20 protein-coding genes and 3 pseudogenes are annotated in these 23,441 nt (G+C 40.6%); 2 read left to right on the top strand and 21 right to left on the bottom strand.

Annotated elements, in window-relative coordinates; all coding sequences use genetic code 11:
- Positions 1-252: 252 nt before the first annotated feature.
- Entirely contained in the window at positions 253-450 is a 198-nt protein-coding gene (locus JNUCC1_RS12490; protein ID WP_156645791.1) for a cold-shock protein, read from the bottom strand.
- Positions 451-890: 440 nt separating this feature from the next.
- On the opposite strand from JNUCC1_RS12490, the gene JNUCC1_RS12485 reads away from it, so the two are divergent.
- Positions 891-1,769: a mechanosensitive ion channel family protein gene (locus JNUCC1_RS12485; protein WP_156645790.1), complete on the top strand. Its 879-nt coding sequence runs from the start codon at positions 891-893 to the stop codon at positions 1,767-1,769.
- Between the two features lie 832 nt (positions 1,770-2,601).
- Here JNUCC1_RS12485 and JNUCC1_RS12480 read toward each other — a convergent pair.
- From JNUCC1_RS12480 to JNUCC1_RS12445, 9 genes and pseudogenes are all read right to left on the bottom strand, one after another.
- Positions 2,602-2,961: a VOC family protein gene (locus tag JNUCC1_RS12480; protein ID WP_156645789.1), complete on the bottom strand. Its 360-nt coding sequence runs from the start codon at positions 2,959-2,961 to the stop codon at positions 2,602-2,604.
- Positions 2,962-2,989: 28 nt separating this feature from the next.
- A pseudogene (locus JNUCC1_RS12475) lies at positions 2,990-4,033 on the bottom strand (DUF2332 domain-containing protein).
- A 424-nt stretch (positions 4,034-4,457) separates the two neighbouring features.
- Positions 4,458-4,820, bottom strand: a complete 363-nt coding sequence (locus JNUCC1_RS12470) for a DUF3021 family protein (protein WP_231784208.1) — start codon at positions 4,818-4,820, stop codon at positions 4,458-4,460.
- Between the two features lie 125 nt (positions 4,821-4,945).
- Positions 4,946-5,083: a hypothetical protein gene (locus JNUCC1_RS12465; protein ID WP_156645788.1), complete on the bottom strand. Its 138-nt coding sequence runs from the start codon at positions 5,081-5,083 to the stop codon at positions 4,946-4,948.
- Positions 5,084-5,242: 159 nt separating this feature from the next.
- Positions 5,243-5,428, bottom strand: a complete 186-nt coding sequence (locus JNUCC1_RS18295; protein ID WP_197431733.1) for a hypothetical protein — start codon at positions 5,426-5,428, stop codon at positions 5,243-5,245.
- Between the two features lie 155 nt (positions 5,429-5,583).
- Positions 5,584-6,803, bottom strand: a pseudogene (ectB, locus tag JNUCC1_RS12460) (diaminobutyrate--2-oxoglutarate transaminase).
- A 48-nt stretch (positions 6,804-6,851) separates the two neighbouring features.
- The gene (locus JNUCC1_RS12455) at positions 6,852-8,291 is read right to left on the bottom strand and encodes an aldehyde dehydrogenase family protein (protein ID WP_156645787.1); all 1,440 of its coding nucleotides are present in this window, start codon (positions 8,289-8,291) and stop codon (positions 6,852-6,854) included.
- 37 nt (positions 8,292-8,328) lie between these two features.
- Positions 8,329-9,573, bottom strand: coding sequence for a M20 metallopeptidase family protein (locus JNUCC1_RS12450; protein WP_231784207.1), 1,245 nt, complete (start codon positions 9,571-9,573; stop codon positions 8,329-8,331).
- 46 nt (positions 9,574-9,619) lie between these two features.
- Positions 9,620-10,630, bottom strand: a complete 1,011-nt coding sequence (locus JNUCC1_RS12445; protein WP_156645786.1) for a M24 family metallopeptidase — start codon at positions 10,628-10,630, stop codon at positions 9,620-9,622.
- A gap of 1,592 nt (positions 10,631-12,222) precedes the next feature.
- On the opposite strand from JNUCC1_RS12445, the gene JNUCC1_RS12440 reads away from it, so the two are divergent.
- On the top strand, positions 12,223-12,921 hold the full coding sequence (locus JNUCC1_RS12440; protein WP_156645785.1) for a YetF domain-containing protein: 699 nt from the start codon (positions 12,223-12,225) through the stop codon (positions 12,919-12,921).
- 145 nt (positions 12,922-13,066) lie between these two features.
- Here JNUCC1_RS12440 and JNUCC1_RS12435 read toward each other — a convergent pair whose 3' ends face one another.
- The 11 genes and pseudogenes from JNUCC1_RS12435 to JNUCC1_RS12385 all read right to left on the bottom strand — a co-directional run bounded on the left by JNUCC1_RS12435 (position 13,067) and on the right by JNUCC1_RS12385 (position 23,399).
- Positions 13,067-13,546 carry a hypothetical protein gene (locus tag JNUCC1_RS12435; RefSeq protein ID WP_197431732.1) on the bottom strand — a complete coding sequence of 160 codons (480 nt, stop codon included), beginning with the start codon at positions 13,544-13,546 and terminating at the stop codon, positions 13,067-13,069.
- Positions 13,504-14,196 (bottom strand): hypothetical protein, encoded by a 693-nt coding sequence (locus tag JNUCC1_RS12430; RefSeq protein ID WP_156645783.1) that lies wholly within the window; start codon positions 14,194-14,196, stop codon positions 13,504-13,506. Before JNUCC1_RS12430 ends, JNUCC1_RS12435 begins: the two co-directional genes overlap by 43 nt.
- Before the next feature lie 30 nt (positions 14,197-14,226).
- Positions 14,227-14,613 carry an immunity 22 family protein gene (locus JNUCC1_RS12425; RefSeq protein WP_156645782.1) on the bottom strand — a complete coding sequence of 129 codons (387 nt, stop codon included), beginning with the start codon at positions 14,611-14,613 and terminating at the stop codon, positions 14,227-14,229.
- A 394-nt stretch (positions 14,614-15,007) separates the two neighbouring features.
- The gene (locus JNUCC1_RS12420) at positions 15,008-15,574 is read right to left on the bottom strand and encodes a DUF4256 domain-containing protein (RefSeq protein ID WP_156645781.1); all 567 of its coding nucleotides are present in this window, start codon (positions 15,572-15,574) and stop codon (positions 15,008-15,010) included.
- A 24-nt stretch (positions 15,575-15,598) separates the two neighbouring features.
- Positions 15,599-16,125 (bottom strand): annotated as a pseudogene (locus JNUCC1_RS12415) (DinB family protein).
- A gap of 317 nt (positions 16,126-16,442) precedes the next feature.
- Positions 16,443-17,285 carry a hypothetical protein gene (locus JNUCC1_RS12410; protein ID WP_156645780.1) on the bottom strand — a complete coding sequence of 281 codons (843 nt, stop codon included), beginning with the start codon at positions 17,283-17,285 and terminating at the stop codon, positions 16,443-16,445.
- Positions 17,286-17,438: 153 nt separating this feature from the next.
- On the bottom strand, positions 17,439-18,272 hold the full coding sequence (locus tag JNUCC1_RS12405; RefSeq protein WP_156645779.1) for a DUF5700 domain-containing putative Zn-dependent protease: 834 nt from the start codon (positions 18,270-18,272) through the stop codon (positions 17,439-17,441).
- 215 nt (positions 18,273-18,487) lie between these two features.
- The gene (gene ltrA / locus JNUCC1_RS12400; RefSeq protein WP_331713660.1) at positions 18,488-20,281 is read right to left on the bottom strand and encodes a group II intron reverse transcriptase/maturase; all 1,794 of its coding nucleotides are present in this window, start codon (positions 20,279-20,281) and stop codon (positions 18,488-18,490) included.
- Between the two features lie 727 nt (positions 20,282-21,008).
- A complete protein-coding gene (locus JNUCC1_RS12395) occupies positions 21,009-22,172 on the bottom strand; it encodes a DUF418 domain-containing protein (RefSeq protein ID WP_156645778.1) in 1,164 nt (387 codons plus the stop codon).
- Positions 22,173-22,322: 150 nt separating this feature from the next.
- Positions 22,323-22,916, bottom strand: a complete 594-nt coding sequence (locus tag JNUCC1_RS12390) for a TetR/AcrR family transcriptional regulator (protein ID WP_156645777.1) — start codon at positions 22,914-22,916, stop codon at positions 22,323-22,325.
- A 24-nt stretch (positions 22,917-22,940) separates the two neighbouring features.
- Entirely contained in the window at positions 22,941-23,399 is a 459-nt protein-coding gene (locus JNUCC1_RS12385) for a hypothetical protein (RefSeq protein WP_231784206.1), read from the bottom strand.
- Positions 23,400-23,441 lie beyond the last annotated feature (42 nt).

Below are 23,441 nucleotides of genomic sequence, written 5' to 3'. Positions count from 1 at the left end.
CTGCTGAAATTAGATAACCTGCAGAATTGTTATCGTTACATTACAGCAAAAGGGATTTAATTTCAATGGTTTAATTAAATTATTTAATGGGAGTATAGAAAAAGGGCATTGATAAACATGGAGAATGGCATGTGGCAACGGCTTGCACCAACATCTTAAGAAAATCAAAGGAAGAAACATTATAACGTTTCTCATGTTTCAGGACTCAAAAAAAAGCCCTTCTATAATAGAAGGGCTTTTTACTATGCATTATTATTTAACGACGTTAACGGCTTGTGGTCCGCGGTTACCTTCTTCGATGTCGAAAGTAACTTGCTGGCCTTCGTCTAAAGTTTTGAAACCTTCGTCTTGAATAGCTGAGAAGTGTACGAATACGTCGTCTCCACCTTCAACTTCAATGAAACCGAAACCTTTGTCTGCGTTAAACCATTTTACTGTACCTGTGTTCATGTGTAATTCCTCCGTTGTGCATTGTGCACGTTTATTACTTTGATTGCTCATTTCAATAATTCAAGACGATGATATAAGTTGTTATGTTATAGCTAAAATCTTGTATTCCTAGCACGAACAATTAAGTTATTCTTAGTGTAACACATCTCATTTGAAAAAGATACACCTAAATATATTCAAGGCTAATTCTGACACCACTTTATGGGGAAAAGAAAAGAACTGCCAACCTATTTTTTCGTTTAACTACCTCTCTTCGTCTTGAAGTGGTAAGGTTTAGGGAAGAGGATGTGTGAGATCGGTTTTGTAATACATAGCAGCTGATATGTGTGTATACCCTTTAGAAGGCGGCAATAAATTGAAAATGTGACAGCATATGTACTCTGAATCGCATCCGCCCGCCAACATATCTAGAATGTCATTATGCAATTAGGAGGCGCAATATGAATTTTCTTACGGATGTTCTCTACTCATTATATGAATATATCACAGGTGGCACATTATGGATTTCAATAGGCAAAACACTCGTGAGAATCGCCACCATCATCATCCTTGCTCTCGTTTTCAAACACTTAGGAAATAAAGTCATCGATACCATTTTCAAAGACAAGAAAAAAACGCGGATCAAGCTGACAACGAACCGGCGGGAACAGACGCTAAAAAGTTTATCAAAAAACATTCTGTCCTATCTCATCATGTTTATCGCGACCATGATGGTTCTGGACACCTTCAACGTTCCCATAAAAACAATGCTTGCCGGTGCCGGGGTTGCTGGGCTTGCAATCGGTTTTGGGGCCCAGAGCCTGGTTAAAGACATCATCGCAGGCTTCTTTATTATCTTCGAGGATCAGTTTTCAGTAGGCGATTATATTGAAACGAGCGGGATCGAAGGGGATGTCGAGATGATCGGGCTCCGCAGCACGAAATTAAGAAGTTTCTATGGTCAGAACTATGTCATTCCCAACGGCCAAATTGATATCGTAACCAATTATTCCGCAAGTAATGGCTTTGCAATGGTTGAAGTCAATGTCCCATATGAAACAGATATACTGAACATCGAGAAAATAGTCAGTAACATCTTAACCACACTGCCGAAAAAATACGACATGTTTATCGGAGAACCCGAAATCAACGGCTTGCAGGCGCTTGAGCTGTCTAATTATGTATTGCGCATTCGCGCCGAAACCTTTCCCGTCATGCAATGGGCCGGTGCCAGGGCCATCCGGAAAGAAGTCAAAGAACACTTATTCGAACAAGGCATTGACATCCCATCACCAAGAATGGTTGTCTATTCGCATAACGATCGTGAAGTGTCTAATTAAGGTGCAGAACGAGGACGGTTTCATGCTGGGAAAGGAAGCATGATGACCGTCCTCGTGCGCTTTCCTCCGACACATACGGGAGCAATGCGCCTCAGAACGAGAGCAACTTTGACACTTACGCGAGCAATGCGCCCCTGAACGGGAGCAACTCTGACACTTACGTGAGCAAAGCGACTCAGAACGAGAGCAACTCCGACACTTACGCGAGCAAAGCGCCCCTGAACGGGAGCGACTCCGACACATACGTGAGCAAAGCGCCTCAGAACGAGAGCAACTACGACACTTACGTGAGCAAAACACCGCAGAACGGGAGCGACTCCGACACTTTCGTGAGCAATGCGCCCTGAACGGGAGCAACTCCGACACATACGCGAGCAAAGCGCCTCAGAACGGGAGCAACTCCGACACTTACGTGAGCAAAGCGTCTTAGAACGGGAGCAACTCCGACACATACGTGAGCAAAACACCAGAGAAGCATGGGAAGGGATCCGATGCTTCCTTAACTATAAAGAGGAAGCACAGGACTTGTCCTCATGTTTCGTAAAGGCCCTTCCTCGTGCGCTTTCCAGCGGGAGCATTTGCGCCTATCAAACGAAGAATGTCTTCTATCAAAGCAAGAACCTCTTCTATCCCACGAGAATTCCTGTCTATCAAAGGAAGAACGGTTTCTATCAGACGGAGAATGCATTCTATCAAAGGAAGAACACATTCTATCCAAGGAAGAACGAGTTCTATCCAACGACAACGCTGTGCTATCAAAACAATACGCCCCAATCCAGGCACAACAGGCACAATTCAATTCTGTAACCGCGTTTTACAAAACGTTACCAAGTCATTTTCCAACTAACACAAATACATTGTCATCCGGAGCTTTCATTACTGCAACGTGGCCACCTAATGAATTAGGAAATGGGGTTCTAATCCACTCAACTTCAGGATTGGATTTTAATGTTTCATAAGTCGCCTTAACATCTTCAACAACAATTTCTGTTTCAGCAAAATTTAATTCCGGATTGTTTTTCAATACCAATTCGGAATCACCATCGGGGAATCTCATCCCTACAAGACTCCACTGTTTTTCATTGTCTTGATACGTTTCCCACGCCTTCGTTAAACCTAACGATTGATAGAACTTCACCGCTTCCCCAATGTCCTTTGCATAAATCGCAAGGCACTCTATCTTTTTCCACATAATCAAATTCCCCATTTCACTTATTCAGTCACATTCGGACGTTTTCAGGTAAATTCCAATCAAACCACCGGGCATGACCATCTGTCTCACCAACTGTGTTTGTCCTCGCCGCCCCATTAATAATAGAATCAACATGAAGCTTTTGATCATCCATATTATTGTAAATGTGAAAGACATCTCTTTTTGTTCCTATTTCATTAACTTTACTCATTAATTCACGCTTCACCTCGCTCGGCATTTGATTGGCTACATGCGTGTAAAAGATACATATTGTTGTATCTTTTGGAATATCTTTTGCTATCTCGGAAAGTAATGCCACACCGTCCCCTTCAATGAGCTTAGGTGGAGTTAATCGCAATTGCTTAACCGCACTCTCAAAGGTTTCCAGCCGTTCTTTATGCTCTGGCCATATCAATGCTTTTAGCTATAAGTAGTCTTCTTCATTGGTAAGGTCACTAATATGCAGATCGATGCCGAGTCGATCATGTACTTGAGGATTTACGGATAAAACATTTTGAGGTATGCCCCCTTCACGTACTTGAGACCTCAAATGTACAGGCGATTCACGATTTCCATAGATTTGAACATGGTCATAGGAGTATGCATATTGATCCCATAACAGCTGTAACCCGGCGCTTGTACCAATTTCAATGAGTGAAAGGGGCTTATTGGTTTGTTGGTATATGTAACAAAATATCGGAAAGAGGTAAGTGCATCGACGTACTTCATTTGTCTGGACTAGCCTGTTTTCAAGCAGCCTAATGATGCTTTCAGCGTTTTCAATACAAAAATCTTTAAATAGAGGAAAAGGGTTATCTGTCCTCTTCACCTCATTTACGATACTTGGATAGAACGCTTTAAGCTCATGGTCTGCACCTTTGAGCAGCAAATAATGTACCGCTCCTAAGAGCAGGTTCGGAATCGGTTGACCTGTCCTGACATGTAAACAAAGCTTCAATACATCATGATCCTCTGCAATTTGTTCTGATAAGGTTTTATACAGCTTGCTAGAACCTTCACATTCTAAAGCAGCAAAGTCGTTAAATCTTTCAGCAACCCATTTCGTGTCCATGCCATCCTCCCCTTTTGTTTCTTCCACCTCACCTGGAGCCGCATTCAGCTTTAGTGACCTGATGAATAATCCTGTACGACCCCTGAAAATATAAAACTGTTCACAGCAGAATTTTCATTCAAATCCCCATCATCCCCTTGATTATAACCAAGTCCTTCCTCAATGTATATTGAATTTTCTCATCCGATAAGCGGATTAATAAACGCAAAATGGGCAATCATATTGGAAAGGTTTGATGAGGAGGGAATAATGTCTTCTATCTAACGAGAACCCCTTTCTATCAAAGCAAGAGCCTTTTCTATCACACGAGAATTCCTCTCTATCAAAGCAAGAACCCCTTCTATCACGAAGAACACATTCTATCCAGGCAAGGACGACTTCTATCCAACGATAACGGCATGAGCACCTTACCCGTGTTTTCAATTTACCAAGAAAAAACCTTAGCTAATGTATACATTACAAGCCATATAACTAAACCCACTGAAACAAAAAGTAGAAGAATCTTAAAAGCGTCCATTGCAGAAGAAATTTCAAACCAGCCACTTAGCAATAGTACTGGATAAACTGTCATTAACATGATTAAAAAATGAACACCACTTTGCTTCATAAAACTCCAATCATCGATATTATAAATAACTGTTGCTGCCCCAACAAAAAAGGCGATTAGACTTGCCATAAATGTTCCTTTAGCATCGGAATATTTACCTTGAAGATATAATGAGAAAGCAATACCGCTCATAATAACGAGTGGGATCCCGCCTCTTAAAAGAGCTTTCGTAATCAGCATTTTGTAACCTCCCTTCAAATAGATTCTTCCAGGTAATGGCCTGATTTGAAGAAGTGGTCCTAAGGCTTCCACACTTTAAAGAGGAAGCACGAGAACCGCCCCCATGCCACGTCATAAAAGTATTATTACACTTCTCTTGTCGGACGTTTCAGCATCCTTTTAGCGCTTTCTTTTAAAAAGTGTCTTGTCTCATCATCTCCAACGACAATAATGACAATCAGCAATAAGATCATAATCATCGGTATCTTAACTTTATTCAGCATATGCTCCCCCCATTAAGTTAATCAACAATCTAGACAGATTCCGGAATACGATTATGTAGCGATCATTTAAGTAGGCTGCACCATATCGGAAACAATAAAACCTGCAAGTACAAGAAGATCGCCCCAGATTGTTACAATCAAGGCAACTGCGGATATCAACTATTTTTCAGCTTTTTTCCTCAGTGAAATAATTGATATAATCAAAGATAGTATAACAGTTAATGGAAGCACATAGGTGAAATAATTGAGCCCTATAATGCCTTCAGCTATTAAATAGGAAAGAATTACTGGTATGAAGCTAAGCAGCAAAGATACATAACTGATCCAAGTAAATTTCCTTTCCATACGGGAGCAACAGACTAAACAACGGGACGGCCCTGCTGCTTCCACGCCATAAAAAGGAAGCACAAGCACCGTCCCGATGTTTTATCCGAACTTTAATGTTTTGCTAAAACCGTTTGTATACTCTCTTCGATGATGGCAAAGCCTTTTTCCAGTCCTTACTGATCAATGATCAACGGGGCAAGGAACTCAAATACTTCATCATTTGGTCCTGATGTTTCCATCACGAGTCCGCGCTTGAAGCACTCTTTAATAATTTCCTCAGCCGCTCCGTCTAAACCACAGGCTACCCCTTGGAACATGCCGCGTCCACGGGCTTCTGCTTGTAGTGCCGGATACGCTTTTTCTACTTTTTTCGTAAAGTCGGAAATCAATTGCCATTTTCCTTCACTTGATTGGCTAAATCATCATTCTCCCAATAGGATAGAGCTTCTGTTGCTGCAATGAACGCGGAGTTGAATCCGCGGAAAGTCCCGTTATGCTCACCCGGTTCCCAAATATCCAATTCTTCTTTGAAAAGGGTGAAGGACAGCGGCATACCATAGCCGCCAATGGATTTAGAGACGGTGACGATATCCGGATTAATGCCCGCTGGTTCGAAACTGAAAAATGTCCCGGTACGGCCATTGCCTGCTTGGATATCATCAACGATCAGCAGAATATCATATTTTTTCGCAATATCCGCGATGCCTTTAATCCACTCCATACTTGCGGCGTGAATACCGCCTTCACCTTGAACCGTTTCAAAAATCATCGCAGCGGGACGTTCGACACCTGTTCCCCCCTCTTTGATATAGCGTTCAACCAAATCTAAAGACTCTTGCGTAGGCAAGTAATCGTCAAAGGGCATCGACACTGTATTTGAAAGGGGAACTCCCGCAGCCTGTCGCTTTCCGACGTTTCCAGTGGCCGCGAGCGCGCCTAACGTCACACCGTGAAATCCATTCGTGAAGCCCATAATGGTTGTCCGGCCAGTTGCTTTACGAGCAAGTTTTAAAGCGCCTTCCACTGCGTCTGTTCCTGTAGGCCCTGCAAACATGGCTTTATAATCCAGGCCTCTCGGTTTCAGGATCGTTTCATTAAATTTTTGCAGGAAATTCGCTCGGGGTTCTGTAAACATATCTAAACTATGCACGATATAATCGTTTTCAAAGTAATCAACGACCGCTTGCTTGATTTTGTCATTATTATGCCCATAGTTTAAAACGCCAGCACCTGCAAAGAAGTCAATATACTCATTGCCTTCTTTGTCCCATATTTTATAGCCTTTGGATTTCTGCAAAACAGCGGGAAAGTTACGGCTGTAACTCCGTACTTGTGATTCACGCTCTTTAATGATATCCATATCTTGGGTAGAACTGTTGTTATTAAGTGCCATCGTACTTCAATACCTCCTCACCTATAGTTAAATCGTCCGCTCACCCATTTATTTTGCCAGATTAAAACAAACCACTTTTTTCTCGGACATAGATTCCACCGCATATTGAATGCCTTCGCGGCCAATTCCGGAACCTTTACGGCCGCCAAAAGGCATGGCGTCAATGCGGTAATCGCTGCTGTCGTTAATCATTACGCCGCCGACGACCAATTTGTTAATGGCTTCATGCGCTTTGTCAATATCCTGGGTGAACACCTCGGCCTGAAGACCGTAATTCACCGCATTCGCTCTCTCAATCGCCTCCTCAAAATCCGCTACAGGGAACAAGGAGACAACCGGGCCAAAAGCTTCTTCATGCACCACTTTACATCCCGTCGGTACATTGGTTAATACGGTTGGGGCATAGTATGCACCATCGCGTTCACCCCCACAATGGATTTTTGCTCCGCGTTCTTTCGCTTCTTTCACCCATGAGTCAATCCGTTTTGCTGCATCCTCACTGATCATCGGGCCTATATCCGTGTCTTCAGACATTTTCGCGCCCATCTTCAGCTTTTTTGTCTGTTCAACAAATTGTTTGGTATAGTCTTCAAACATATCTTCATGAACGTAAATACGCTGAACCCCAAGACAATTTTGTCCAGCCGCTCCAAATGCGCCACCAACACTGCTTGCGACAGCATTTTCTAACTTTGCGTCCTTTGCCACAATCACAGGCGAATTGGAGCCCAGTTCCATTTGCAATTTCGTAATTCCGCCTTGATCGGCGATGTGTTCCCCTGTTTCCAGGCCGCCGGTAAATACGATCATTCCGATATCAGGGGCGTTCACAAGCGGCTCACCCAGTTCACTTCCGCTTCCTGTAACAACAGATAGCATACCTGATGGCAGCCCTGCTTCCAGAAGAACTTCTGCCAAATGAAGCGCACTAAACGGGGTTTCGGATGTCGGTTTCACAATCATATGGTTGCCAGCCGCTAATCCCGGGCCTACTTTATGGGCGACGAGATTGAGAGGATCGTTAAAAGCAGTGATCGCACCAATGATCCCAACTGGTTCATACTTATAGTACCCTTCTCTGTTCTCACTTCCTGGCACTTGGTCGAAAGCAATCGTTTCCCCATTGATTCGCCTTGCTTCTTCGGCACTCATTTGTAAAATGCTTGCAGTCCGGCCTACCTCACCACGCGCTTCTGTGATGGTTTTGCTTCCTTCCAACGCTATGATCTCTGCAAACGATTCGCTCCGATCTCTAACTAAGCCAGCCGCTTTTTGTAAAATTTCAATCCGCTCGTGAACCGGTAATACACCATTTTTCTCTTTGGCTTCTTTTGCCTTTTGAATGGCCTTTTCCATATCTTCGCGTGTGCTTTTCGGTATGGTACCGATGACTTCATTTGTTTCCGGGTTATAGACGTCAATTGTTTCAGATTTACGTGTCCATTTTCCGCCGATTAACATCTTTTCAATCAACTTTTCCGCGATCATTCTATCCTCACCTCTTATAAAACGATTGGCTGTCTCGTTATTTTTCTCCCGTGTTTAAATTGTAAGTGCCGTCCAGATACCTTAAAGCTGTTTCTACTAAAATGGAAACGCCATAAGGGAGACAAGCCTCATCAATGTCAAAATCTGAGGTATGCAAGTCCCGCTCTTTATCCCCTGCTATTTTACAGCCGAGGAAAAACATCGCAGCCGGCATTTCCTGAGTCACATAACTAAAATCCTCACTTCCTAATCCATAAGGCCCTTCATGAATCGAAAAATCGGGATAGTTCTCTTGAATGGTTTGTTTTAACCAATCAATGACATCAGGATGATTGTCTAATGGAGGTTCGCCATGCGTGATGTCTACATCCGCTTGCCCGCCTAAAGAATCTGCTACCGAAAAAGCCTGTTTCACTTTATCCGTTAAAAATGTCTGCACCTGTGGATCGTAACTCCGGATCGTTCCTTCGATTTCTGCTTTTTCCGGAATGACATTTGTAGAAGAGCCACTGTGAAACTTACCGACCGTCACGACACCGGCTTTTAGCGGCGAAACCCGCCTTGCAACAATCCCATAGAGTGCCTGCATGACAGGCCCGCTCATCCAAAGCGGATCCTGGCTCTGCTGCGGGTAGGCGCCATGACCACCGCTGCCGGTGATGGTGCCTTTAAACATAGTGTTATTCGCCATACTGTATCCGGCATTTAATTGGGCTTCACCCGCTTCCAGCCAAGGACACATATGAAGTGCGAAAGCCGCATCCGCATCCTGAAACACACCTTCACTTACCACATATTTCGACCCGGTATTGCCTTTATGATCCGGATTTTCCTCAGCCGGTTGAAAAAGCAGCTTCACGGTGCCTTTAATAGCTTTTTGCTGAATTTTTTCTCCCAGCACATGTGCTACGCCTAATAAAATAGCGGTGTGCGCATCATGTCCGCAAGCATGCATAACCCCCTCGTTCTGAGAGGCATAATCTTTCTTGCTTTGTTCTGTGATGGGCAATGCATCCATATCAGCGCGCACTGCAATCGTCGGTCCTTCACCAGAAGTCAGGGTGCCTAAAACACCAGTTGTTCCTGCAACTTCAGTCTGTACCTTCATTCCGTCAATCTGATTCAATTGGTCTGCCACAAACGAAGCAGTCTCATGCTCTTCAAAACTGAGTTCAGGGTATTTATGAAATCGTCTTCTCCAACTGACTAAATCCGCTTTTAGTTCTTCTGCTTGTTTTGTGATTTTTTTACGTTGAGCCAAGTTAATCATCTCTTCTTTCATAATGAGTTGATGATGTTATTTAAAATTTGAATGCGTTTTCAATTCCTTATATTTCAAACACTTTACGCGGAAATTCAGCTAATGTTTCACAACCATCTTCCGTCACAACAAACGTTTCACTCAGTTCGACACCTCGATCTTCTTCCCAAATGCCTGGGATTAAGTGAAAGGTCATATTTGGCTGCAGAACGGTTTGATCTTCCAAACGGATACTGGCTGTATTTTCATCCCAGTTCGGCGGATAACTAAAACCAACCGAATACCCAAGTCGATCATATTTTTCATGACCGTATTCTTTAATCGCGTCGACCCACACTCGGGTAATATCACCACACGTTTTTCCTGGTTCAATGGCCTCTAATGTCGTGTTAAGACTATATTTCACTGCGTCTGCCAGATGCTTTTCCTCTTCTGAAAGGTTCCCTAATTTAAACGTTCTGGAAAGCGGCGAGTGATACCGTTTATGAACACCTGCCAGCTCAAGCGTAACCAGTTCATCCCCTCTAAAAACGCCATTTCCCCATGTCAAATGCGGGCTTGATGTTTTCACACCAGAGAGCAAAAATGGAACGATAGACGGATAATCCCCGTCCACGCCTTCAAATCCTGTCAGCTGTGCTTGATAAATATCTGCCACGACTTGGTTTTCAGGAACGCCTTTACCCAGTGATTCAAGCGCCGTCTGCATGGCATGCTCTGCATTGTTGGCAGCATTCCGCATATAATGCAATTCCTGATTCGACTTAATCATCCGTACATTGCCGACTAAAGTTGTCGCATCACAGAAAGTCGCATCAGGCAGCCGCTTTTTCAAGGTTTCATACTGGATGGCTGAAAAGTGATAGCTCCCCATTTCGACACCGATTCGTTTTTTATCCTGATTTAGTTTTTTCAATAAGTCAGACATAATATCCATTGGATGTTTTCCTGTACCATACAAATATTCATCCGTGTAATAATGGAGTTTGCTTTCATCAAGCCAAGTTGTCAGCTTGGCACCGTTTACACCCATGCGCCTTCCAATCCAGTCCGGCTGCTCTTCTTCCTTAGTAGTCAAATACTGCCTATCAAACGAAAATCCCCGTCTATCAAAGCAAGAACCTCTTCTAGCACACGAGAATTCCTGTCTATCAAAGCAAGATCAATATCTATCAAACGAAGCATGCATTCTATCCAAGGAAGAACACATTCTACCCAAGGAACGGTTTCCCAGTGCCTTAGATAAATTAAAACCCTGCAGAGAGTTGACCTGCAGGGTTTTTGCGCCCGATAGCCGAGCTTCCTAAATTGACTTTTACAAAAATCCTATTAGAGTAGATACCAAGAAATAAGTTAAGAGACCTGCTACAAAATATATAATATTTCTCTTCATAAGTCAGTCTCCCCTTTCTCAACAAAATGGCCGACCAGTTGATTATTTAAGATTGACTACTCCTGATTCTCTCATTCTTCATCTTTTAGATCGATGGATGTTTTTATGATTGATTTTCTCCATTCTTCGATTCGGATAAAAACTCATCTAGAACTAAAAAGCTGTATGGTCCAATAACTGTTTATGAAAACAAGGCCGGTAATAAAAAAGAACCTGCCGTCTATTGCGAACGGGAGTAAATCTGATGCTTACGTGAGCAAAGCCCCTCAGAACGGGAGCAACTCCGACACTTACGTGAGCAAAACACCTCAGAACGAGAGCAACTCCGACACTTACGTGAGCAAAACACCTCAGAACGAGAGCAACTCCACCACATACGTGAGCAAAACACCTCAGAACGAGAGCAACAGACTAAACAACGGGACGGCTCTGCTGCTTCCACACCATAAAAAGGAAGCACAAGAGTCTCCCCTATGGCACGGTGCATTATAAGACGCTCTTAGCAATATACTCCTCACCAGTATAAGCCCCTTGAACTACATTCATCCTACACCAGCTCCATTCAGTTAATTGAGTAGCATAGGATACTTTTCACGCAAGTTAATCAGGCATTTCCTCCTCTTGGACAGATGCAATTTCTCTAAAAGTTACTCCCTTCTTCCGGCAAAATATGCTTCTCTTTCAGTAGCTGTAGTCCCCATAGCGAATGTGAATTTGAATAAAGAGTCTGATGAAGAATCCTCTAAATACGGAAGTATCCCCTTTAAAATATCATCTCTTTTAGATTTGCAAGTCTCAAACCAACCGTCTTTATGTTCAATATATTATTTATCTACTTTTCCTGGGATTATGTATTTACTGACCTGCGTTGCTAAACCTTCTTGTAATATCAGCAGAGAACGGGGTTAGTCCCCTGACGGTTTAAAGCTTTTGCGGAGTGGGGGACTGACCCCCCATAACCATTTTCACTTTAGCTCTTTTATGTTTTTCACCATCCGTTTGAGCCCACTTAACAATTAAAGCGGTTGCATTTTGTAGTGCTGCATCCGATTGGAACTTATGCCTGATATTATGAGTTCTGTCTAAACTGTTTCCTTTGAATGTTATGTTTATTATACAACATGTAATACGAAATAACGATGAACTAGGAGATGTCTTTATTTATAGGATCCCTCGATTTACCCACCCTTCAAAAAGATGAATATTCACGTAGCATCAACACACAATAGAGGTGAAATATATACTCGAATAATGTAACAGGAAAAGCGGGGATATAAATGGAGATTAATCAATTGGTACTTCGAATCGTGTTATCATTTATACTGCTCTTTGCTTTAGCAAGAATAATGGGCAGGAAAGAAATCAGTCAGATGACATTTTTTAACTTTGTTTCGGCGATTGCTATTGGAACCATTGCTGGAACACTTGTAACCAGTGAAAACCTAAGCATTCAAAACGGTATTATTGCATTGGTCGGATGGGCTTTATTTACACTGCTAATGGGATATATCGACATCAAATCAAGGAAAGCACGCAAACTGACAACAGGCGCCCCGCTTATTGTTATTAAAAACGGGAAAATTATGGAGGATTCTTTGCGCAGCGCCCGCTTAGACATTGATTCCCTGATCGCCCTGCTCAGGCAAAAAAATATTTTCTTCATATCTGATGTAGAATATGCCATTTTCGAGACGAGCGGAAAACTTTCCGTTATGAAAAAGGAAATCAAGCAGTGCGTCACTAAAGGCGACATGAACCTCCCCGGCGCGACACCAAACGTATATCCGATTGGGACCGAGGTCATTTCTGACGGAACGGTGAACAGACAAAATCTAACTGACTTAGGCCTGAATATGGACTGGATTGAAAAGCAGATGAAACAGGCTGGAATCAACTCATTGGACCAAATTTTTTATGCGGAAATGCAGGTCGATGGAACCCTTTATTTCGATGAAAAAGATGATATCGTTCGCTGAATGTTGCTTGAAATACTATGAAGAAAAGCTCTGTTTAATGCAGGTGAAAGCATGGATACGGTTCTCATGCTTCCACACTATAAAGAGGAAGCATAAGAACCGTCCGTCCCCTTGATTTTGAAAATCGCTCATAAGTTAAAGGAAGTTAAATCAAATTATGTCTGTATATGAACATAATAACGACTTTTGCCAGCTTTATAATAGCTAGCGCTGGATACCACAACAAGATCAGGAACATAACATTTGTAAATAGTGCTGCTCCATATAAAGATGGCCCGGAAGAAAACAAATGGACTAAAACCAAAGCCAAACAATTCCCGAACGATGCGGACAAAAAGTAACTAAACGGCATATACCACTTTGTATAGCTGCGCCAGTAAACAAAAATAACAGGGATGAGTAAATTCACCAATAAGACAGCGGAAAAGAAAAGATCAGACGCGACATCGAATGTTCCGTCATCCAGTGGCACCTGTGGCAAAATGACTGCACCGGTAAACAGCGCATAGATAAATATTGCGGCCGTCACATACCAATCCACCCGCCTAGAGCGTTTCCGTATTCTATTCTTTTTCATTTCTTTTATGTCTTCATCTTGCCATTCTGTAAATGGATTGCTATGCATCTCTTGGCCAACCGGGGTTCTTGCTCAACTTCCTCCCAGGGAATACCCTTAATATTATTGAAATCTATATCGAATTGCGCGCGGTCTAAAAATGCCTGCTTTAAATCATAGGGTGTATAAAATAAAGAAATGTCTTTATCTCTCATTCTGCTAAGCCATACCGTTAACTCATCAGCTTGGAAAATGTGCTGCATAAAATAGTTATTTTGATACATAACAATGACCAATACACCGAATCTGAAATAATCAATACGCCCCTTTCCCCCGGGCATGCGATCAACATAATTACCAATAAGCACCTTATCCATATCACCAAAAGTGATCTGATTTTCTTTAACCTTGTTCCCTTTCTGATCATGCCATTCTTCGGCGACTCCATTTTCATAGAGAACATAGTCGTATATAATGTCTTTTTTCCTGACATTATGAACATATGCTATCCAAGCAATCCATAGCAATAGCAACCCACTAGGGATTAAGAAACATGATGCAATCCATTCATCATTTTCAAGAAAGAGTAAATAAACACCGAAGAAAATCGCCCCTAAAGAGCCCAGACCAAATAAAATCAAAATAATATAGCCAAATACTTTTTCTGATTTTTGTCGCCGATTCGTATATTGAAACGGTTCATGACTTACTTTCTCCATTCAAACACCTCCCCCGCGAATCTCGATAAATTATTCATGTTTATAAGCCGCGTTACCGATATAATCAATCTTATAACTCTTACTATCTATCGAATTAATAACACTACTTTCATCATAATAATTATAACCGTACACTAAGATCATTGTGTTATATCGAGATGTCACTTTACTTCCCATAAACTGGCTGATGATTTGGTCGTCATAGGAAAAGCCTGCTAACATTTTTGTTATTTCGTCACCTGCATCCGGCATCCAATCTTTTTCTACAGTAACTCTGTCGTAATATCCCAACCGGGAATCCTTTTCAAAATCAGAGGGAATGCTATCTCCATCTTCAGTGTATTTAACCTCCATATATTGATCTACCGCTTCAAAATCTGGAAATACTCCTAACCACAATGATACGTAACTTGTCATGAAATGATCTCCTTAACCTTTCGACCACAAATTAAATTGGATTATCCGGAAATTCATTTAAGTCTTGTCAACCAGATCTTTTTCTTCTTGTTTTATTTCAACTAGCAAACCTATTGAACACTGATTTTTATTCAAGATTGGCCCAAGTGCAGAATCCATACACTGGCTATAAATGATTACCTATGAAATTATTGAATACTCTATAACACTGTCAAACTGCAATACATCGGCAAGGTGGAGTGACGAACTGTAGTAAGCATCACAATCCTATACTAGGCAATATGCTTTGTTTTAAATAATATTGGCTTCTTGCACGATCCTCATCGTTATTCAGAAAGTCTTATTCCATTAAATGGCCCAATTCTAGCGCAATGCTCAGCTCCCCATGCAAAATTTACACCCTTAGCGAGCAACGAAACCCCCTTGCAGAATAATAGGATTGCGCTCCATTGTGGTATACAAAGACTGTATCGTAGCGGCGATCACAAAAGATTGCCCCGCCAAGCTTTCTAATATTGGCAGGTGTTTGCACCCAGCTTGATGTTTTCAAATCGACATGTTCAAGTTTCTGCAGCTCCCGGTACTGCTCTTCCGTCAAAAGATCAATACCCATGGTAGACGCCATATCAATAGCATTATTTTCTGGTTTGTTCTTTTTTCTTGACTCAAGTGCTTTACGATCATAACAAACGCTTCTGCGGCCTTCTGGACTTTCTAATGAACAATCGTAAAAAATGTATTCATCCGTTTTTTCATCATAGCCAACAACATCCGGTTCACCACCGGTTCTTTCCATTTCATTGAGCGACCACATTTTTTCAACATCAGTCTCGAGCTTAGCTTGTACTTTAGCCCACTCAAGACTATCATGGCGGTGCATTTTTTTCTCAAAACGGTCCTTCAAAGTTCTGAGTAGTTCTCCACGCTGGTCCTGTGATAACACCTTATTTCCATTCAACATATATTAATCTCCCTTTATTTGTTGTTAAAGGCTTTCTTCTGCCCTTCTTCTCAACCATCGTATTTGACCTCTATGGTTTATCTCATCTTCAAAAACATGAAACCAAATAAAAAAGTTGTTTGAAGGCAGTCCGTCCCAAGGTCTTTCCTCATATAGCCATTCATCACTACGACTTTTCAATTCTCTCAACGTCCTCTCCCGCACTTTATCAAGCCTCTCTAAATAATACTCAAGGGGTTGTCCTTTTATCTCCTGACGACCTCGATCCCGAGTGCATATGCTGCTCCCCATTTCTTCTTTTCCTCATCATTTGGTTTTCTCTCATCGAATATTTCAACCTGAAAACCAAACTCAACAGCTGCCATATGCAAGAGAAGTGAACCTATGGTATTACTGTTCTCGTCTTGTAGATAATCGAGCTGTTCCACAGTAAGTCCCTTTACTGCATTTAGGGTGGTAAATCTTGCGTAATTCATCATAGAAACTAATTCGCCTATTTTCTGATCAAACCCGGGTACATCCATAATCTTGAATAAGTTTTGGTCTTCCATAAGTTATACCCCCTTGTTTAATATGTGATAGCGATACGATAATTTGAATAATACATTCATTTATTTCTTGATCAGGTATACCCTGCATTGTGTTGAGAATGGCTTGGCAAATCATTAATCATAATGGAGAAAGTTCCTACTATGAAAATTCCATACATAGTGGAAGCATGTGAACGGATCCGATGCTTCCACACCATAAAAAGGAAGCACAAGAATCTCCCCCCATGGCACGGTGCATAATAAGACGGTCTTAGCAATATACTCCTCACCAATATAAGCCGCTTGAACCACATTCATTCTACACCAACTGCATTCCGTTAATTGAGTAACATAGGATATTTTTCAAGCAAGTAATCAGGCATTTCATCTTCTTGGACAGATGCAATTTCTCTAAAAGTTACTCCTTCTTCCAGCAAACCATTTACAATTTCCCACCCGGCAAAATATGCTTCTCTTTCAGTATCTGTAGTCCCCATACCAAATGTGAATTTAAATAGAGATTCCGATGTAGAATCCTCTAAATACGGAAGTATCCCCTTTAAAATATCATTTCTCTTAGAATTGCAAGACTCAAACCAACCGTCTTTATGTTCAATATAATATTTATCTTCTTTTCCTGGGATTATGTATTTACTGACCTGCGTTGCTAATCCTTCTTGTAATATCAGTGAGGCAATCGTTCTTTCCCATTCTACCTTCAAGCTCGCGGTTCTTGAATGTACTATGTGCGTGAGTTCGTGAGGAAGTGTGATATCTGAGACTTCAGTTTCTATTGGAAGGCACAATGCTAATCGCCCTTCATCGTATGGGGCTACAAAAGGGTTATTGTCAAACGCGCCAACAAAATAAATCAATACTAAGTTGATTGGCTGTTCACACCCTAATAAGGTTTTTATCTTCGTTAGATATTGGTCGACTTCTTGATAATGAGGCAATGTCCAATTACTTATATAATTGATCTTCTGACTGTATTTATCCCAAGATTCATCCAATAATACCCGTGCAAGCTTTTCCCCTTCCTTCCCGGGAGGCACTGCTGCAAAATTATAATATTCCTTCCATAATTTCCACCGCTGTTCACTGTCTATCCCCTCACGCTCTGCCTTTTTGTAAAACTCTAGAAACTCAGGTACTAAACTTTTCAGCTCAATATTATCCATTATATTCACTCCCAAAATTTAATAGATACATATTACGCGTTAACTCCCCTGACTGGTTATTTTAAGCATGTTATTTCATTAACTGACCCGATTCAGGCACAGTGCTTCTTCCACAACTGCTTCTAGGTTTTGCAAGACATTTTGAAACAAAGATCAAAAATAATCATGTATTATATCTTTTGCTTTACTATAATCAAGCGTTAATACTTCATTCACATCTTCTCTATCTGCCAGAAAATCTTTAACAATTTCTGCACCATAGTAGTAACCTGTCCGGTATGAAGTAAGCTTTGTAAAATCTTCAATGCCAAATAAGCGGTTATACAAGGTGTTATCTAATTTGCCTGCATCAATTGCCCGATGCAAATCGGCTCCAGTATCAGCTTTCATTGTTTCGCAGTTTTTCACCCAATCCCACACGTGTTCTGATTTAAGATAACCAAACCAATAAGTATCTTCTATTTTTTCCTCTGATATGACATAACTAAGGTGCGTGGCTATCCCCTCAGAAAGTAATAACTTTAGATACCTTTCTTCAACCGCGCGAAAGTTCCCCCGATAAAAATCGGGATTAAGAGAATAATGTAATGCATGTAGCATCTCATGTGTAATAAAGGCATTAAAATTATAAAAATCAAGCCGTGGTATTATGGCATTTAAATCGAAAAACACATAAGGCTGCTTGTCAATTAAAATTCCGTGACCATCATAGCTGCAATCGCCAAAAAAGACTATAATGTCGAAATCAGCGTCCCTATTTAGAACGTCATTAATGCGATAAAGCACTTCTTCAGCCATTGATTCCAAAAAGGAAATTGTTTCAGATACATCTTGCAAAGTATACAGTCGCATAAGTTGAGTGGTGTCTTGTTCGAAATTAGCGTTAGAATTGAAGGATCGAAAATATTCTCTAAAAAACGGACCGCTTAGGACATTACAGTCTGTGCCCCCATTCATCTGTTTTTCCGCTAAATTTATAATCTCCATATCCTATTGAACCTCCACGTCTTCTTCAAAAAAAGACCCTTTTTAAAACCAGACACAATACTTATTCCACAATCGTTTGCAATAGGTAAGCCTTTGAGGTCATCTCCAGCTTTTCCCCTGCTCCACACGGAGCGTGCAGGTTTCCCCGCACTCCGCGTTCCATCTAACAAAATATACTGAGTTATAAGTTCCTCGTTACTTCATGTTTGGAATTTTTAAATCGTTTCAAGCTCACATTTCCTACGGAAACGATTGACTTTATTTATCATGTCTCCAGTAAGCTGAAATCCTTTTATAAGTCCATCAATCATCTTTTTATTAGTGGCATGGATTAACTTGTGTATTCCTTTATGAAGGATACGGAGATTATCAAATTGGTCATTTCCGCCAAGGCTTAATGGTACATAATGGTGACAGTGAACATCAGCCGCAGGCAATTCAGCGCCTGTGATTTCACATTTTCCCATCTTCATACTGTACCTGCTGATTCGGTTATCCATGTATTCAATACTTCGGTTTGGAAGTGTTGATTTCATGAGTAAGCCTATTTCGCTTTGGATGTCTGAACGCAGCTTTTTGTGTATCATATTCCTTCCTTCTTCCGTGAAAGGCGTCATTTTTGGAGTAAATCCAAAGGCATTCAACGTTTTTACATCCGAAAGTGGGAATAGATATACACCAGCAATTTGAAATGTTTTAAATCTATTAGGATACATCTTTTTATAAGTTGGTGGCGGATTAGCTGGATGACCGTATTTGCCCACTGGTCTAAGATGATTGTAAATGAACGCACCTAAATCATAGGCAAGACGTGAAAACTCGAGATTAACCTTGGTAGCCCTTTTGAAATATTGATGAATTCCTAAAACAAAACTATTGAAAAGCAACGCATTCATTGCCGAGGGAGAGGTTCTAATTCTCCGAATTAGTTTCTTAGCCTCTTCTTTGATTTTGCGTTTTTTACTCGCTTTAATGCCAGTGCGTGCAACACGCTTTTTACCCTTTTTGTCAGCTCGGATGGTGAATCCTAGAAATTCGGATTCTCTTTTCCGTAAATTCACTATCTGTGATTTTTCAGGCGAAATATCCAGTCCCAAACGGTCTTTGAGAAATAGCCTCACGGCATGGTACCATTTTTGGGCTGTTTTTCCATCCTTACATAAAATTTTAAAATCATCCGCATAGCGAACGAGATAGCCTTCCTTCAGATTAGTACGCTTTTTGGCTAGTGTTTCACCAGTCCTAGATTGAAAAGATTTGGAAAGAGGGAAGAATTCCCACTGTCCCGCAACCCATTGGTCGAGGTCATTCAGCACAACGTTTGCAAGTAAAGTTGATAACAATCCACCCTGCGGAACGCCTTGAGATGGTGTTCCTTCACCATCTATTTCAGCTTTGAGCATTTTGCCAATACAAGCTAGTACTTTTCGGTCTTGGATTCCCATATTCCATAGTTGCTTAATAAGCAATGTATGGTTAATATGGTCAAAGAATCCCTTTATATCAATGTCCACCACAAAATGAAAATGGGCTTGATTGATTAAAGATTGAATTCTTGCCATGGCGTGATGCGCAGAACGTAATGGTCTAAATCCATAACTATGATTATAGAACTGGGCTTCCGCAATCGGTTCAAGCACTTGTTTAAAACATTGTTGAATGATTCGATCTAATATACAAGGGATGCCGAGGGGTCTCCACTTTCCATTATCTTTTTCAATCCATTTTCGTCTAACCTTTTTCGGACAATAGTTTTCTAGCTGGTTTCGGATTTCCATCATGAGTTTTTCTTCAGACCATTTTTTCATATCACTTATCGTTCTTCTATCCGTTCCAGGTGTCTTAGACCCTTTGTTGGACTTGATAGTACGATAAGCAAGCAAGATATTTTCTCTTGATATGATAACATCGTAAAGATGTGAAAAAGCTTGTTGATTCAAACTTTTATCATATAAATCCGTAAACGTTTCCGTCATATCGTAGTAATCCCAATATCGTAAAGCTTGCACTGTGGCATCCCTCCTGTTGGAGTGATGTTCCCACGTTCCTACCCGACCGGTGCAATGCACGTATGGAAAATAACTTTTCATTTTATTAGACTTGGGGCTGTTCCTCCATTCCCATTACAGGAAATTCATCAGTCATGCCCCTACCCTCACAAGGATAAATGCCCTTCGGCATAAGTCTTATAGCAAACGTTTCGGATGACAGTCCTTGTTTCAACGTTCCTTGTTTTCCAAGTCCCTTACAACCTAGCTATCCGTACTGAACTTAGGTGTCCCCTGGAAGCCTGTGAGCTGGATACCGCCTTTGTTCGGTATAGCGTGTTTCATAGGGCGCATTTTTACTGCACACCACTCACCCCATCGTTGGATGGGACATAAGTTTCCCTATGTTCAAACTTTAGACCTGTATATTCGGTTATTCGTCAGCTCCATATCTTTGAAGCCATTCTCACCATATCCAGTTTTTCAGCCGTAGGGCATATCCGTTGGCATACCTTCTCCGTGGGAGTGGCTTCAGCCTTCGTTCTGCCTTATCCACCTGTACTTCAAACCCTGTAACCTGTCAGTCACAACGCATGCAGGAGTATTGACGGGATGGTTTTGGGAAACATGGTTCCGTCATTCCCTTCCTTGGTTGTAAAGTTAGAATTCATTTATGAATTCTCCGCCTTTCACGCTTGGTAGCGTTTATAGCAAAGCTTGTCGCGCGCGCCCGTTTATGGAATAGTGTTTAGCATTTTTTATAAGTCAAATAACGCATGTATTTTTCTAATGGACCTTCTAATTGACGACAATCCATGTAATATGCGACTGATAACGTAACGGCCCACATAACGATGCCTAGTAGTACGGAAGTTGTGACAGTTAAGTATGCACCTAAATTGAACGCGATTGGAGACAGTAGTATAACAATCAAAACTTCGTGTATGACGAAAAATGTTAATGAACGTTTCCCCATTGCTGTGATTGCTTTTACGATTACGCCGTTATAGTTAATGCCTAATCCCAATAGTCCAAATAGTGCTGCATAGCCTACACCACCGGCAAAACCAGTGAGTACATGAATACCATATGCTACTCCTGCGATAAAGAGACTAGGAAACCAAACATCATTTATCAGTACGAGTGGTATGGCACCTACCAGTGAAATAGTTAAACAACCAACCGTTAATTGCTTTAGCAGTTTTATATGCTCGTGTGGCTTAATTAATAAGTTTAAATTTCCTAACCAAATCCCCATTAGTACTATGGGGATAACAGGGAAGAAGATATGATTAAACAATGGAATAATAGGTATAGATATCAGTCGATCAAGCATTGTATTTAAGTATGTTTCTTGACCAGTTAATGCTACCGGTAATCCATAAGATTGGTTACCTAATAAGACACCGCCCCACAAGATTGGTATATAAATAAGGCACATGGTTGTGGAAATAAACACATATTTCTTAATCTTATTGTTATCGTTTTTCAAGGTAGAAACTACTATGAGTCCAGCAATACCATATGTCATTAATATGTCTTGTCCACCTGCCATACCAGCGAGTATAGCGCCAAACAATATTAAATACCAGCATCGTCTTTTTATAATGCGGTTTGCTTCATCAACACCCATTCTTTCACATTGTTTACGGTAAATCATGACTAGACCATAACCAAACAGTATTGCGAATAATGGACGCGCGCGATTATCTACTATAATTTCCATTAAAAAATTTAAGAAATGGTCTAAAGGTGTACTCCCAGCTACTTTTGTTATTACACCTGGTTCTATCATGTATAAAAACAATGGTATATGTGCAATTATAATCAAAAAGAGCATAGACCCCCGTGCGATATCTAAAGATATTGCACGTTTCTTTTGAGTTACTTTATCAGTATATAACTCAGCCATAATGATTCTCCTAGTTTATAGAGTTGTGTAGTGACAATAAAGTCATTTAAAAGTGATGTGTTAATGTGCACATTCCTGTGTAAGCTACGATGCTCGTCATAAAGTTGTTTTATTTTGGATCAGTACTGAATCCAATCGATAATAAATGGTCTATTTAATCATTTTTGTCACCATATTTACTAAATCATTCTTGTATGCTTCTAAGTTAAATCCTTCTCCATTCATAAGCATACTTTCAGCAATTGCTCCTTGTATCATGATAGAAAGGCTCTTTGGGCTGAATTCAGAAAACTCATTTGTCTCTTGTCCATAATGTAAAATCTCCTCCAAATACACATACAACGGATCTTCTTCATCAGTCGATAACTTATAATAAGGAACATTATCTTCCGTACGTGCATTAAAAATAATCTCAATCAGTGCGATATTATTAACCCTATGCGTTCCTTGATAAGCTAAAGAAGCATCAATGAAAGCAATTAGTCGATCATATGCAGATTCTTCTTTTGATACTCTTTCTTTTATAAAATCAAATTGTATTTTTAATAAATAAACTAACGTGTTATTCAACACATCTTCCTTATCTTCAAAATGATAGGAGATTAATCCAGTACTAACCTTGGCCATTTTTGCAATTTTAGCCAAGCTTATATTTACAAAGCCGATTTCATCGAGCACCTCAATTGTAGCTTTAATGATTTGCTCTCGCCTTGCCTCTGTTATAAAAGATGGTTGATCCACCATAGTAGTTCCTCCGTTTCCTCATTCTTATTTTTTTCTCAACTTATCAATGATCCATAATAACCCGACGATAAAAAGTACTGATAATATAACCACATCAAATTTACTTGGGTAGTTTTCAATAAACATTTGAATCGGTTCAGGAAGGCTTCCTTGAAAGATTGAGTTAGTAATCATTCTTATAATCGTCATAAGAAATATAAAAAGTTGTAACAAAAGCAATATAGGCAACAATCCTAATCCACCTATTAACCATTTCCAAGATAATTCTGCATTGAACACATAAACAATGGCAGAAAATATTAACACCACGCCCATAATGGTAAAGGTAATCAAACGGACCCATTGGATAAATTCTAATGATTCTTGGTTATATAGATACATAACATATGAAATTACAAGTACAGACAAAATAACACTTATTAATGGGATGATACGTTGAAACCAACGGGGAAGATCGTTAAATTCATCCACTTTATTACTCACTTCAGCCAGCCTCCATTTTGATTAAATAATATTTATTTTGAT

Source organism: Lentibacillus sp. JNUCC-1 (assembly GCF_009741735.1).
In the GTDB taxonomy this organism is placed as follows: Bacteria; Bacillota; Bacilli; order Bacillales; family Amphibacillaceae; genus Lentibacillus_B.
Note: the sequence above shows the minus strand (reverse complement) of the source record. Positions and strands in the feature narration are given on the sequence as shown.

What these genes read in the sequence shown, in the direction of transcription:
- JNUCC1_RS12485 (WP_156645790.1), top strand. Translation starts at nt 891, where the DNA reads ATGAATTTTCTTACGGATGTTCTCTACTCATTATATGAATATATCACA.
- JNUCC1_RS12410 (WP_156645780.1), bottom strand. Translation starts at nt 17,285, where the DNA reads ATGGATAATATTGAGCTGAAAAGTTTAGTACCTGAGTTTCTAGAGTTT.
- JNUCC1_RS12435 (WP_197431732.1), bottom strand. Translation starts at nt 13,546, where the DNA reads ATGCATAGCAATCCATTTACAGAATGGCAAGATGAAGACATAAAAGAA.
- JNUCC1_RS18295 (WP_197431733.1), bottom strand. Translation starts at nt 5,428, where the DNA reads ATGGAAAGGAAATTTACTTGGATCAGTTATGTATCTTTGCTGCTTAGC.
- JNUCC1_RS12405 (WP_156645779.1), bottom strand. Translation starts at nt 18,272, where the DNA reads ATGGAGATTATAAATTTAGCGGAAAAACAGATGAATGGGGGCACAGAC.
- JNUCC1_RS12430 (WP_156645783.1), bottom strand. Translation starts at nt 14,196, where the DNA reads ATGGAGAAAGTAAGTCATGAACCGTTTCAATATACGAATCGGCGACAA.
- JNUCC1_RS12425 (WP_156645782.1), bottom strand. Translation starts at nt 14,613, where the DNA reads ATGACAAGTTACGTATCATTGTGGTTAGGAGTATTTCCAGATTTTGAA.
- JNUCC1_RS12420 (WP_156645781.1), bottom strand. Translation starts at nt 15,574, where the DNA reads ATGTTGAATGGAAATAAGGTGTTATCACAGGACCAGCGTGGAGAACTA.
- JNUCC1_RS12490 (WP_156645791.1), bottom strand. Translation starts at nt 450, where the DNA reads ATGAACACAGGTACAGTAAAATGGTTTAACGCAGACAAAGGTTTCGGT.
- JNUCC1_RS12465 (WP_156645788.1), bottom strand. Translation starts at nt 5,083, where the DNA reads ATGCTGAATAAAGTTAAGATACCGATGATTATGATCTTATTGCTGATT.
- JNUCC1_RS12440 (WP_156645785.1), top strand. Translation starts at nt 12,223, where the DNA reads ATGGAGATTAATCAATTGGTACTTCGAATCGTGTTATCATTTATACTG.
- JNUCC1_RS12470 (WP_231784208.1), bottom strand. Translation starts at nt 4,820, where the DNA reads ATGCTGATTACGAAAGCTCTTTTAAGAGGCGGGATCCCACTCGTTATT.
- JNUCC1_RS12395 (WP_156645778.1), bottom strand. Translation starts at nt 22,172, where the DNA reads ATGGCTGAGTTATATACTGATAAAGTAACTCAAAAGAAACGTGCAATA.
- JNUCC1_RS12390 (WP_156645777.1), bottom strand. Translation starts at nt 22,916, where the DNA reads ATGGTGGATCAACCATCTTTTATAACAGAGGCAAGGCGAGAGCAAATC.
- JNUCC1_RS12455 (WP_156645787.1), bottom strand. Translation starts at nt 8,291, where the DNA reads ATGATCGCGGAAAAGTTGATTGAAAAGATGTTAATCGGCGGAAAATGG.
- JNUCC1_RS12450 (WP_231784207.1), bottom strand. Translation starts at nt 9,573, where the DNA reads ATGAAAGAAGAGATGATTAACTTGGCTCAACGTAAAAAAATCACAAAA.
- JNUCC1_RS12480 (WP_156645789.1), bottom strand. Translation starts at nt 2,961, where the DNA reads ATGTGGAAAAAGATAGAGTGCCTTGCGATTTATGCAAAGGACATTGGG.